This is a genomic window from Micromonospora sp. NBC_01638, assembly GCF_045209745.1.
Taxonomy (GTDB): Bacteria; Actinomycetota; Actinomycetes; order Mycobacteriales; family Micromonosporaceae; genus Micromonospora.
In genome coordinates, this window is the sequence record NZ_CP109273.1 from 182345 (window position 1) to 194458 (window position 12114).

At 69.8% G+C, this 12114-nt stretch carries 10 protein-coding genes; 3 read left to right on the forward strand and 7 right to left on the reverse strand.

Annotated features, from left to right (window positions below):
- Window positions 1-106: 106 nt before the first annotated feature.
- A complete protein-coding gene (locus OG811_RS00775; protein ID WP_406071336.1) occupies window positions 107-1852 on the forward strand; it encodes an ABC transporter ATP-binding protein in 1746 nt (581 codons plus the stop codon).
- Between the two features lie 50 nt (window positions 1853-1902).
- The gene (locus OG811_RS00780) at window positions 1903-3600 is read left to right on the forward strand and encodes an ABC transporter ATP-binding protein (RefSeq protein WP_406075435.1); all 1698 of its coding nucleotides are present in this window, start codon (window positions 1903-1905) and stop codon (window positions 3598-3600) included.
- A 43-nt stretch (window positions 3601-3643) separates the two neighbouring features.
- Here OG811_RS00780 and OG811_RS00785 read toward each other — a convergent pair whose 3' ends face one another.
- From OG811_RS00785 to OG811_RS00805, 5 genes are all read right to left on the reverse strand, one after another.
- A complete protein-coding gene (locus OG811_RS00785) occupies window positions 3644-4447 on the reverse strand; it encodes a carbohydrate ABC transporter permease (protein ID WP_406075436.1) in 804 nt (267 codons plus the stop codon).
- Between the two features lie 159 nt (window positions 4448-4606).
- On the reverse strand, window positions 4607-5548 hold the full coding sequence (locus OG811_RS00790; RefSeq protein WP_406071338.1) for a carbohydrate ABC transporter permease: 942 nt from the start codon (window positions 5546-5548) through the stop codon (window positions 4607-4609).
- A 32-nt stretch (window positions 5549-5580) separates the two neighbouring features.
- A complete protein-coding gene (gene ngcE / locus OG811_RS00795; RefSeq protein WP_406071340.1) occupies window positions 5581-6993 on the reverse strand; it encodes an N-acetylglucosamine/diacetylchitobiose ABC transporter substrate-binding protein in 1413 nt (470 codons plus the stop codon).
- Window positions 6994-7018: 25 nt separating this feature from the next.
- Window positions 7019-7768 (reverse strand): sugar isomerase domain-containing protein, encoded by a 750-nt coding sequence (locus OG811_RS00800; protein ID WP_406071342.1) that lies wholly within the window; start codon window positions 7766-7768, stop codon window positions 7019-7021.
- Complete coding sequence (locus OG811_RS00805) at window positions 7765-8727, reverse strand: MurR/RpiR family transcriptional regulator (protein WP_406071344.1); 963 nt, start codon at window positions 8725-8727, stop codon at window positions 7765-7767. The genes OG811_RS00800 and OG811_RS00805 overlap by 4 nt, the downstream gene beginning before the upstream one ends.
- 206 nt (window positions 8728-8933) lie before the next feature.
- Between OG811_RS00805 and OG811_RS00810 the strand changes: the two genes are divergently transcribed.
- A complete protein-coding gene (locus OG811_RS00810; protein ID WP_406071346.1) occupies window positions 8934-9920 on the forward strand; it encodes an N-acetylglucosamine kinase in 987 nt (328 codons plus the stop codon).
- Between the two features lie 359 nt (window positions 9921-10279).
- Here the strand turns inward: OG811_RS00810 and OG811_RS00815 are convergent, their stop codons facing one another.
- A complete protein-coding gene (locus tag OG811_RS00815) occupies window positions 10280-11185 on the reverse strand; it encodes a carbohydrate ABC transporter permease (RefSeq protein ID WP_406071348.1) in 906 nt (301 codons plus the stop codon).
- Entirely contained in the window at window positions 11182-12090 is a 909-nt protein-coding gene (locus OG811_RS00820) for a carbohydrate ABC transporter permease (RefSeq protein ID WP_406071350.1), read from the reverse strand. The genes OG811_RS00815 and OG811_RS00820 overlap by 4 nt, the downstream gene beginning before the upstream one ends.
- Window positions 12091-12114 lie beyond the last annotated feature (24 nt).

Below are 12114 nucleotides of genomic sequence, written 5' to 3' on the forward strand. Positions count from 1 at the left end.
CCTTACCTCTGTCGGGTCGGTGGGTGTCGGAGTCGGCCGGTAGCGTGATCGGGTGCCTCCGCAGATCCCGCATTCCGATCCTGGCACTCCGGACACTCGCGGTCCGATGCGATACCTGTGGTGGCTGGTCCGTTGCCAACCCTGGCGGGTGCTGCGCGGCAGCCTGCTCGGGACGGCCTGGATGGTCGGGCTGTCGGCGCGGCCCTACCTGATCGCCCGCGCCGTCGACGACGGGCTGCGCGCCCACGACACCCGGGCCCTGGCGCTCTGGGTCGCGGCGATCATCGTCGCGGGAGTGGCATTGTCATACCTGGGCATCATGCGGCACCGCACGATGACCTTCCTCCGGGAAGACGCCAAGGCCCGCTCGGCGGAGGTCCTGCTGCGCCACCTGTCCCGGATCGGCGCGGTGCTGCCGCGCCGGGTCGCCACCGGCGAGGTGTCCACCATCGGCGGCTCCGACATCGACTGGTCGGCGCAGGTGCTGACGCTGACCGGGCCGGGCGTCGGCGCGGTCGTCGCGTACGGGGTCATCGCCGTGGTGCTCTGGTCGATCTCCCCGATGCTCGCGCTCTGCGTGCTGGTGGGCGTGCCGGTGGTCGGGCTGGTCGTCGGGCCGCTGCTGCGCCGCCTCGAACGGGCGGAGTCGGTCTACCGCAAGCAGCAGGGCGCGCTCACCGCCCGATCCGGCGACATCGTGGCCGGGCTGCGGGTGCTTGCCGGGGTGGGCGGCCGGGACCTGTTCGCGCGGCGGTACGCGGCCAGGTCCCAGGACCTGCGCGCCGAGGGCTACCGGGTCGGCGCGGTCAACAGTTGGATCGACGCGGCCACCGTCGCCATCCCCGGGTTGTTCCTGGCTGCGGTGGTGTGGCTGACGGCTCGGATGGCGGTGAGCGGTGACGTCACGGTCGGTGAGCTGGTCGCCGTCTACGGCTACGTGGCGACCCTGATCGTGCCGGTCTGGTTTCTGATGGAGAGCAGTTACGAGCTGATCCCGGGTCGGGTTGCCGCCCGACGGATCGCCGACCTGCTCAACGTGGCCCCCGACGATGTCGGCGGCCCGGGTCGTCGGTGGCCCGGCTCCGTGCCCGACGCACGCCGGCCGGGCGCCCTGGCCGCGCCGGCTGGCCCCGCCGACCTGCACGACCCGGCGACCGGGCTGACCGTGCGCGCCGGCCGGCTGACCGGGGTGGCAGCGGACGACCCGGCAGCGGCCGTGGCCCTGGCCGACCGGCTCGGCCGGTACGTCGCCAGCGAGACCACCTGGGGCGGTGTGCCGCTGAGCGGGATCGCCCTGGACGAGGTCCGCTCCCGGATCCTGGTGGCCGACCACGACTCGTATCTCTTCGCCGGAACTCTGCGGGACATCCTGCACGCGTCCGAAGCCGCCGAGACCGACGACGACCGGCTCGACGCGGCCCTGCGGGTCGCCTCGGCCGAGGACGTCGTCGACGCCCTGCCGGCCGGGCTGGACACCCCGATCGACGCCCGAGCCCGAACACTCTCCGGCGGTCAACGCCAACGGCTACGCCTCGCCCGGGCGCTCCGCACCGAGCCGGAGGTGCTGATCCTCGTCGACCCGACGTCGGCGGTCGACGCGCACACCGAGGCGCGGATCGCCGAACGGCTGCGTGCCGCGCGGGCCGGACGGACCACGGTGGTGATCGCCACGTCGCCGCTGCTGCTCGGCCGGGCCGACCTGGTCGCGCACCTCGGTGCCGGCCGGATCACCGCCACCGGCAGCCACGCCGACCTGCTCGACCAGGACGCCGACTACCGGCACCTGGTGGCCCGTGGCAGCGAGGATCCCGACATCGAGCAGCCCACCGACACCGAGGGGGCATACCGGTGAGCCGGCTACCGGTGGCCGACCGCGGCACCGTACGCCGGGCGTTGCGGGACATGATCAGCCGACACCGCCGCGCGGTCGGGATGGTCCTGGCGCTGCACGCCGCCGCCGCGGTCGCCGGGCTCGCCCCGCCGTGGCTGCTGGGCACCATCGTCGACCGGGTCACCGCGGGCGCGGGCGTGGCCACGGTGGACCGGCTGGCACTGGCCATCGCCGGCTGCGTCCTGGTGAGCGCGGTGCTCTCCCGATACGCCCAGTACGCTGGCCACCGCTTCGGTGAGCGGGCCGTCGCCGAGCTGCGCGAGGAGTTCGTCTCCCGGACTCTCGGCCTGCCGGTCTCGGTCGTCGAGCGCGCCGGCTCCGGCGACCTCGCCACCCGCAGTTCGGTCGACGTGGCGACGGTCGGGACCACCGTCCGGGACGTGGTGCCCACCATCGTCATCGCCTCGGTGCAGTTGACGTTACTGTTCGGGGCGGTCTTCCTGTTACATCCGCTGCTCGGGCTGGTAGCGCTGGCCGGGCTGCCGTCGATCATTGCGGTGACGCGCTGGTACCTGCGGCGGGCCAGCTCGGCGTACCTCACCGAGGGCGCGGCGGCGGCCGAGCTGACCGAGACGCTGACCACCACCGCCGAGGGCTCCCGCACGGTGGAGGCGCTGCGGCTGGCCGACGACCGGATCCGGCACGGCACCACCCGCATCACCCGGGTCTGGCGGGCCCGACGGGCGACCCTGGCGCTGCGTACGGTGTTCTTCTCGGTCGTCGAGGCCAGCTATCCGCTGCCGGTCGCCCTGGTCCTGCTCATCGGCGGATACCTGCTCTCCAGGGACATGGTCTCGCTCGGCTCGGTGGTCGCCGCCGCGCTCTACCTGCAACAGGCGATCGCCCCGATGGACCGGTTGCTGCAGTGGACGGAGCAGGCGCAGCGCGGCTTCGCGTCGTACGCCCGGGTGCTCGGCGTCGGCATGGTTCCACCGGAGCCGCCCGGCACGACGGCCGAGTCGCGGGGAGAGCGGCTCGTGGTGCGTGGGGCGCGGTTCTCCTACACCGGCGGGCCGGACGTGCTGCACGGCATCGACCTGGAGGTGCAGCCCGGTGAACGGCTGGCCGTCGTCGGTCCGTCGGGTGCCGGCAAGTCGACCCTGGCCCGACTGCTGGCCGGGATCGACGCGCCACGGCAGGGCGTCGTCAGCATCGGCGGTTGCCCGGTCACCGACCTCGACCCCACCGAGCGGCGCCGCCGGATCGCCCTGGTCACGCAGGAGCACCACGTCTTCATCGGCTCGGTCCGCGACAACCTGTCCTTCGCCGCGCCCGACGCCTCCGACGAGCAGATGCGCGCCGCGCTGGTCACCGTGGGCGCCGACTGGCACGCCGAGTTGCCCGACGATCTGGACACCCAGCTCGGCGACGGGGCCCGGCAACTCGGCGCGGCCGAGGCCCAGCAGCTCGCACTGGCCCGGCTGGTGCTCGCCGACCCGCACACGCTGATCCTCGACGAGGCGACCGCCGCGCTCGATCCGACGACCGCCCGTCGTACCGAGCGGGCGCTGGCCGCCGTGCTGATCGGGCGGACCGTCATCGCGATCGCGCACCGGCTCAACACCGCCCACGACGCCGACCGGGTCGCCGTACTGGCGGACGGCCGGATCACCGAGATCGGCAGCCACCACGAGCTGGTCGCCTCCGGCGGGGCGTACGCCGCTCTGTGGCGCTCCTGGCACACCCGCGCCGACGACCACCTGAGCTGAAGAAGGGGCACCTCGTGACCGAGGTGCCCCTTCTTTCGACTGTTTACTTGCCGACTCCCGCGGTGAGGCCAGACTGCACCTGCCGCTGGAAGATGATGTAGACCACGAGCACCGGGAGCATCGCCATGGTGACCCCGGCGAAGAGGCCGGACCAGTCGGACTTGTAGCCCTGGTTGACCGAGAGTTCGATCAGGCCCTGGGCGATCACCTGGTTCTTCGGCTCCCCCGACACCGACTGCATGAGCAGGGTCGGCAGATACCACTGGTTCCACTGGCCCAGCACGTTGAAGATGCCGATGCTGATCAGACCGGGCTTGGACATCGGCAGCATGACGCTGAAGAAGAGCCGGCTGTGCGATGCCCCGTCGACCATCGCCGCCTCGGCGATCGTGGTGGGCAGCGTCCGGAAGAACGAGTGCATGAAGAAAACCGTGAACGACAGCGACCAGGCGACGTACACCAGGATCAGCATGAGGTGCTTGTTCGGGCCGAGCAACGGAAGGTGGACGCTCGTGTTGTAGACGCCCTTGAACAGCGGCACCGCAGCGAGGTAGATCGGCAGGGTCAGCCCGGAGAGGAACACGTAGTAGATCAGCCGGTTGCCCCGGAACTCGTAGCGGGCCAACGCGTACGCGGCCATCGAGCCCAGCAGCATGGTGAGGGTGACGCTGCCGGCCAGCACCAGCACGGTGTTGAGGAAGAACGACCCGAGGTGGCCCGCGCCCCAGGCTCGGGCGAAGTTGTCCCAGTTCAGCTTGGCGGGGATCAGGGACAGCGGCTGGCGGATGACTTCCGAGTCGGTCTTCAGTGCCGACATCACCACCCACAGCAGCGGGTAGATCACCATCACGGCCCAGACCAGCAGGAAGATGTGGGAGAAGCCGTTGAAGAACCGGCCGCCGATCCCGCCCGAGGTGGGCCCGCCGCCCTTGCCGTGTGGGGTCTCCGGGCTCTGCTCGGGCCGGGTCAGACCATCGTGCGTTGCGGTGCTCATCGTCCAGCCTCCTCAGTACTCGATACGCTCACGACGGGTGATCCTGAGCTGCGCCGCCGCGAGCAGGATCGTGAAGATCGCCAGGGCGACACCCATCGCGCAGGCGTAACCGAACTGGCCCTTCTGGAACGCGGTGAAGTTGAGCACCGACGCGAAGATCTCACTGGCGTGGTTCGGACCGCCCTGGCTGGGCGTCATGACGAAGACCAGGGCGTACATGTCCAGTGCGATGAAGCCCAGGTACACCCAGGCAACCGAGACGGTGTCCCGCAGCAGGGGCAGCGTGATCCGGAAGAAGGTGTGGAAGCGGCTGGCCCCGTCCAGGAGCGCCGCCTCGTAGATGTCCTTCGGGATGGACTGCATCGCCGCGGAGAAGAGCACCATGTAGAAGCCGGCGCCACTCCAGACCGCGATCAGCAACAGCCACCACAGCACCGCCGGCACGCCGAGGAAGGGCTCCGGGTCGGAGGTGAAGGCGACCGGATTATCCGCGTCGATCAGACCCATCTTGATCATCAGACCGTTGATCAGGCCCTGACCGTCGCTGCGGTAGATCTGCTGCCACATCACGGCGATGACCACCAGCGACAGCACCTGCGGGAAGAAGAAAATAATCTTGTAGAGCCCGGAGCCGAACACTCCCCGGATGCCGGCCCTGTCCTCGCGTCCGCCCACATTGAGCAAAAACGCGAGGAACAGGGCCAGCGCGATGGTGAACAGCGGCACGGTGATCAGGAAGAAGACGTTGTGCCAGAACGCCTTCCTGATCAACTCGTCCGACAACAGCCGGACGTAGTTGTCCAGACCGACGAAGTTCTGGGTGTCCGAATAACCACCCCAGTCGGTCAGCGAGTATCCCGCCGCCTGCACGAAGGGCCACACCACGTAGAAGAGGTACAGCGCAAGCGGCAAAGCCAGGAAACCCGTGACGAAACGCGCAACACCGTGCCGCATGGTCACTCACTTCTCTAACTGATCAGGGCCTGTCAGGCGGTACGGGTCTGCTTCTTGACCGAGGAGTCCTTGGCGACCTTGTCCGCGGCCGCCTGCATCTTGTCGACAAACTGCTGCGCGGTGAGTCGCCCCGCCATCAGTTCCTCGGACAGGTTCTGGCTCTCCTTGTCCAGGTCGGCGTAGAAGTCCCAGATCTTGACCGAGATGAGGTCCGACGACGCGTTCTTCATCAACGTGTTCGCCGAGGCCAGCGCGGAGTCCTGCACGTTGTCGCCGGAGCCCTTGGTCGAAGCGAGCGACTTGGTCAGCTCCGCGAACTTCGCCGAGCCCGCCTTCGAGAGGATGGCCCGCAGGAACTCCTTCGCGGCCTCCTTGTTCGGCGCCTTGCTCGGCACCACGAAGCCCTCACCGGCGCCGGCGAAAACGTCCTTGGCCGCCTTGTCACCCGGCTTGGTCCAGTAGTCCGAGAGGGTCATCTCGAAGCCCGGCGGGATGGTCGCCGCCATCTCGTTCTTGAGCCAGGTGCCGACCTGGATGAAGGCGGCCTTGCCGTCGAGCCAGGCCTGCTGCGACTGGGTGTGGTCGAGCTTGCCCGGCAGGAGCAGCTTGTCCTTGACCAACTTCTCCCACGGCTCCAGCGCCGCGACGATGCCGTCGGCCTTCCAGGCGTTGTCCTTCAGGTTGTCGATGTCGATGATCGGCTGCTTGCCCACGGCCTTCCAGATGCTGGCCATCAGCGCCCAGCGCGGGTAGTAGCCGTGCGCGGCGTCGTGCACGTACGGCGCGATGCCCTTGGCCTTGATCTTCGGTGCGAGGGCGAAGAAGTCGTCCCACGTGGACGGCGCCTGCCAGCCCTCCCGCTTGAACAGAGCGTTGTTGTACCAGTTGCCCCAGACCGTGAAGGCCACGTTCACGACGTAGAACTTGCCGTTCTGGGTGCCGTCGGTGACCGTGCCCGGCAGCAGCGTGTCGGCCACCGTGCCCTCGCCGTCCCAGGCCGGAGCGGTGAGCAGGTCGTCGAGCGGCTCGATCGCACCCTCGTTGATCAGCGTGCTGCGGTCCATGATGTCGGCGCCCGAGTTCATCACCAGGTCGCTCGGCTGGGTCGCCATCTTCGGCTGTTCTTCGGTCTTGATTTTCTGGGTGGAGCTCATGTTGACCGTGATGTTGGCGTGCTTGGCGTTGAAGATGACCTTGTCTTCCTTGGCCCACTGGTCACCGAGGCCGCCGTTGAAGATCACCACCTTGACGGCGCTGCCGTCCTTGACGCCGAACGGGTTGTCCTTGCTCTTCGCGGCGCCATTGTCCGCGGACTTGGTCGGCTCGCTGCCGGCACAGGCACTGAGCATGCCTGCGGCCGGAACGGCGAGCAGGCCGGCCGCCGCGGCGCGTTGCAACAAGATCCGGCGGCTCAGGTCACCGATGTTCTCGGGGGAATCCGACATCTCTGACTCTCCTTGTGGTATCGGGTCAGGCGGTACGCCGGAGGCGCCCGGCGTACCGCGACTCGAGGGCGAGGTTGTGCTCGTCCCCACCGGGGACGTTGGCGGAAAGGTAGATAGGGGGCACCTCTCCGGCCTGGTGGAACCGTCGTACGACCTCCGCGGTCAGGAGCTGCGCGAGCAGCGCCGTGGTGACCGAGGAGACCGCACAGACCGCGCCGCCGCCCTCGAGCGGCAGCAGTGCATCGCCGTACGGCGCGCCGTTGTCCAGCACGACGTCGGCGAGGTCGGCGAGCCGATACCCGGACGGGTGCCGAGGGGCCACCCGTGCGGTGTGCTCGACCGAGGTGACCGCGATCAACGGGTGACCGCGCTCGGTGACCAGCGCCGCCAGCTCGACCACCGAGCCGTTGATGCCGGATTGGGACGCCACCACGAACACGTCGCGCGGCTGGGGCGCCGCGAGCGCGTAGATCTGGTGGGCGATGGAGGGGTCGCGTTCCAGTTTGGGGTCGGCGAGCACGTCACGCGGGGCGTCACCGTGCATCACCAGGTCCCGCACCGAGAGCCGGTTGGTGGGGACGAGCCCACCGGCCCGGGCGACCAGCTCGGCGGCGAACGCCTCGGAGTGCCCGGCGCCGAACGCCTGGAGCACGCCGCCGGCGCGCAGGCTGTCGGCGATCAGGTCGGCGGCCCGGGTGATCCCGTCGGCCTCCGAGTCGAGCAGCCGGTCCAGCACCGGGCGGACCGCGTCCGCGTACCCCTGGGCACTGATCATGAGAGGGCTCCCTTCGCGGCCTTGTGCCCGTCGACGGCCTGCGCGGTACGCCGGAAGGCCGCGTGCGCGCGGTCGTGCGTGCGTTGGGCGACGGCGATGTAGAGCAGATCGAGCACCACCAGCTGGGGGTGCCGGGCGGAGAGCGCGTCCGGCCGGAAGGTGGTCGCCTGGCTTGCCGTGAGCAGCACGATGTCGGCCAGTTCGGCCAACGGTGAGCGGGGGAAGCCGGTGAGCGCGAGCGTGGTGGCGCCCCGGCTGCCCGCCTCGGCGAGCATCTCGATCGTCTCCCGGGTCTGTCCGGTGTGCGAAATGCCGAGCGCCACGTCGCCGGCGCGCAGCAACGCGGCGCTGGCCAGCCCCTCGTGTACGTCGTTCCACGCCCACGCGGCCACGCCGATGCGGTGCAGGCTGAACTGCATCTCCTCACCGACCAGCGCGCTGCCGCTGGCACCGAAGATGTTCACCCTGCTGGCGCCCGCGATCGCCACGGCGGCCCGCTCCACCTCAGCGAGATCGAGCAGGGTGGCGGTGTCGTGCATGGCCCGGGTGTCGGCGGCCATGATCTGGTTGAGCACCCGGGCGAGCGGGTCGCTCGGCTGAATCTCGCGTCCGATGTCGACGGTCCAGCCGGCTGAGCGCGCCCGACCGGTCTCGGAGGCGATGCCCAGCCGCAGGTCCGCGTACCCCTCGAAGCCCATCGCCCGGCAGAAGCGGGTGATGGTCGCCGGTGAGGTGCCGCTTCGCTCGGCCAACTCGACGATGGTGGATCGGGCGGCGGCCTCCGGGTCGCTCAGCACGTGCTCGGCGACCCGGCGCAGGGCGCCGGTCAACTCACCCAGCCCATTGCGGACGCGGGCCAGCACCCCGTCGGAGGCTGATCCGAGGGCGTTTCGCCGGTCGATCGCGTCGGCGTCGACCACCGCGGTCCCCGCGGCGGTGTCCACCTCGTGATCAACCATGGGTCGCCTCGCCTTTCCGAAAAGACTGTTAACTGTTAGTGGTAAAATTTCTTACTGAACGACCGTCTATGTCAAGACCGTGGGCGAAGTTTTCAAACTGTTACCTGGCGCACAGCCTGCCGCGCCGGCCAGAACTTGCCCCGCGCGACGTCTCCGACCAGCATGAACAGGCCCGTTCGTCGCGCAGCCCAAGGAGGTTCGTGCCGATGCCCGACACCGTCGTGATTGGCCTCGACGTCGGCGGCACGTCCACCCGGGCAACCGCACTGACCCTCACCGGGCAACGCGTCGGCACCGGCCGCGCCGGCGGTGGCAACCCCACCAGTCACGGCGCGGAGCGCGCCGCCGTGGAACTGTTGACGGCGCTCCGCGAGGCGCTCGCTGACCTCGACCCGACGCGGGTGGTCGCCGGCACCATCGGATTGGCCGGGGCGGGCCGACTGCTCGCCGACCCCGCCGGGCGGACCGCCTTCGACCGGGCCTGGCACGACGCCGGCCTGCGCTGCCCGTACGCGGTGCACGGCGACGCCCTGGTCGCCTACGCCTCCGGCACCGCCACACCGGATGGAACCGTGCTCATCGCCGGCACCGGGGCGATCACCGCGCAGGTCCACAATCTGCGGCTCGACCGGATCGCCGACGGCCACGGCTGGCTCCTCGGCGACGCCGGCTCGGGCTTCTGGCTCGGCCGCGAATCCGTGCGCCGGCTGCTCGCCGACCTGGACGCCGGCCGCACCCCCGGCGCGCTGGCCACGGCCGTGCTCACCGAACTGCTGGGCAGCGCCGAGATCGCCGACAACCCTCGGACCACCGTGGACGCCACGATCCAGGCCGTGACCCGACGATCCCCAGTCGAGCTGGCCCGGCTGGCGCCACTTGTCGTGACCGCCGCCCACGACGGCGAGCCCGTCGCCGTCGCACTGATCGCCGAGGCAGCCGCCCACCTGGCCGAGAGCGTGAGCCGAATCCGCCCCGCCCGGGCGGCGACACCCGTCGTGCTCGGCGGCGGGCTACTCACCGCAGACACCCCGCTGGCCACCGCGGTCCGCACCGAGATCGCCCGACACTGGCCGGACGCGCCGCTGCGGACCGCCGGTGACGGGGCCGCCGCCGCAGCCTGGCTCGCCGCCCGCGACCTACCCGAGGTCACCGACCCGGCCGCCCTGCACGCCCGCCTCTTCCCGACCCCCTGACCGCCCACCCCACCCCGCGCCCGCCCGCGCCCGCGCCACCCCGCGCCCGCGCCGGGCCAGGCCATGATCGTGTTCGATCCCGGAAATAGTCCCCACCTCGCGCCACGAGGCCACTACATCCTGGATCGAGCACGATCACGCCGCGCACGCCGCCCACGCACGCCGCCCACGGCCAAGATCCGCGCACTTTCGGTGAAGTTGCTGCCTCGCGGCGCGCTGAGGCAGCAGTTTCACGGAAGTTGCGCGGATCTTGGCCGTGGGATGGGGACGCGGGATGGGAACGCGGGAGGGGGACGTGGAGGCTCGGCAGCATCGGCGATCAGGATCGGTCAGCGTCACGACTGGACCAGCGGGTCGTGCTACTTGAGCTGGCCCGCGGTGAGGCCGGCCTGCACCTGTCGCTGGAAGCCCACGTAGACGGCAAGCACCGGCAGCACCGCGATGCTCAGCCCGGCGAAGAGCCGCGCATAGTCGCCTGCGTAGCCCTGGCTCACCGAGAGCGCGAACAACCCCTGCGCCAGCATCCACTTGGAGTCGTCGCCCTGCATCAACACCTGCGGTAGCAGGAACTGGTTCCAGTGGCTGAGGAAGTTGAAGATCGCGACACTGATCAGTCCCGGACGCGCCATCGGCAGCATCACCCGGAAGAACAGTCGGAAGTGACCGCAGCCGTCGACCATGGCGGCCTCCGCCACCGAGGTCGGCAGGGTCCGGAAGAACGCGGTCAGGAAGAACACCGTGAACGGCAGCGAGTAGGCCGCGTACACCAGGATCAGCCCGCGCCAGGTGCCGAAGAGGCCGGCGTTGCGGACCACGAAGAAGAGCGGCACCAGGGCGAGGAACACCGGGAACATCAAGCCGCCGACGAACAGGTAGTAGACGACCTGACGGCCGCGGAACTCGTACCGGGCGAAGACGTACGCGGCCGTGGCACCCATCAGCATGGTGAGGCTGACCGAGCCGGCGACCACTACCAGGCTGTTGAGGAAGTACCGGCCGATGTGCGCGCCGGTCCAGGCCCGCGCCCAGTTGTCCAGGTGCAGCGCCCCCGGGAGCCCCCAGGGGTCGGCCAGGATCTCGCTGTTGGTCTTGAACGAGCTGATGAACATCCACAGCAGCGGCAGCACGGTGAGCAGGCCCCAGAGCAGCAGGAAGCCGTGCGAGAGGGTGTTGGCAACGCCGAGTTCCCGGCGCACCGGGCGGTCCCGACCGGCGGGCGACGCCGGCGCCGCGACGGGTCGGGTTGGCTGATCCAAAGTGGTCACGAGTATTCGATCCGTTCGCGCCGGCCGACCCGCAGCGACAGCACCGCCACCGAGAGGGTCAGGAAGAACATCACCACGCCGATCGCCGAGGCGTAGCCGAACTTGGTCTCGCTACCGAAGGCGGTGTCGTACATTCGTACGCCGATCACGTCGGTGGAGAAGTTCGGGCCGCCGTTGGTCATGAGCTGCACGAGGATGAACCCGTCCAGGGCGAAGATGGCCAGGTAGACCCAGGCGACCTGGACGGTGTCCCAGAGCAGCGGCAGGGTGACCCGCCGTAGCGTGGTGAACCGGGACGCGCCGTCGAGCAGCACCGCCTCGTAGATTTCCTTCGGCACGGCCGACATCGCGGCGCCGAACAGCACCACGTAGAAGCCGACGTTGCTCCAGACCATCACCGCCAGCACGCACCAGAAGGCCGTGGCCGGGTCGCCGAGCCAGGTCGGCGCGGACAGGCCGATCCCGTGCAGAGCGGCGGTGAGCAGCCCCTGGTTCGGGTGGTAGACCTCTTTCCAGAGCAGCGCGATGATCACCACGGAGAGCACCTGCGGGAAGAAGTACACCGTGCGGTAGAGCGCGCCGCCGCGTACCCCGGTCACACCGGCGCGGCCCTTGCGCCCACCCATGGCGAGCATGGTGGCGAAGAAGAGCCCGAGCACGATGGTCAGCACCGGCACCAGGCCCAGCAGGATCGCGTTGTTCTTCAGCGCGTTCCACACGTAGTCGTCGTGCCAGAGGGTCTTGAAGTTCGCCAGGCCGACCTGGTTGGCGTCGGCGGAGTAGCCGAGCCAGTCGGTGGTGGAGATCTGGAACGCCTGCAGGTACGGCGAGACGACGAAGACGACGTAGAGCAGCACCGGCGGCACCAGGAAGGTGACGATCAGTGGCCACTTGCCATGTCTCACAGAGAGGACCTTTCCCCGGGATGC

Bases quoted from the DNA above. Each gene is read 5' to 3' on its own strand.
- OG811_RS00775 (WP_406071336.1), top strand. From the start codon at position 107: ATGCGATACCTGTGGTGGCTGGTCCGTTGCCAACCCTGGCGGGTGCTG.
- OG811_RS00780 (WP_406075435.1), top strand. From the start codon at position 1,903: ATGATCAGCCGACACCGCCGCGCGGTCGGGATGGTCCTGGCGCTGCAC.
- OG811_RS00785 (WP_406075436.1), bottom strand. From the start codon at position 4,447: ATGGTGATCTACCCGCTGCTGTGGGTGGTGATGTCGGCACTGAAGACC.
- OG811_RS00790 (WP_406071338.1), bottom strand. From the start codon at position 5,548: ATGCGGCACGGTGTTGCGCGTTTCGTCACGGGTTTCCTGGCTTTGCCG.
- ngcE (WP_406071340.1), bottom strand. From the start codon at position 6,993: ATGTCGGATTCCCCCGAGAACATCGGTGACCTGAGCCGCCGGATCTTG.
- OG811_RS00800 (WP_406071342.1), bottom strand. From the start codon at position 7,768: ATGATCAGTGCCCAGGGGTACGCGGACGCGGTCCGCCCGGTGCTGGAC.
- OG811_RS00805 (WP_406071344.1), bottom strand. From the start codon at position 8,727: ATGGTTGATCACGAGGTGGACACCGCCGCGGGGACCGCGGTGGTCGAC.
- OG811_RS00810 (WP_406071346.1), top strand. From the start codon at position 8,934: ATGCCCGACACCGTCGTGATTGGCCTCGACGTCGGCGGCACGTCCACC.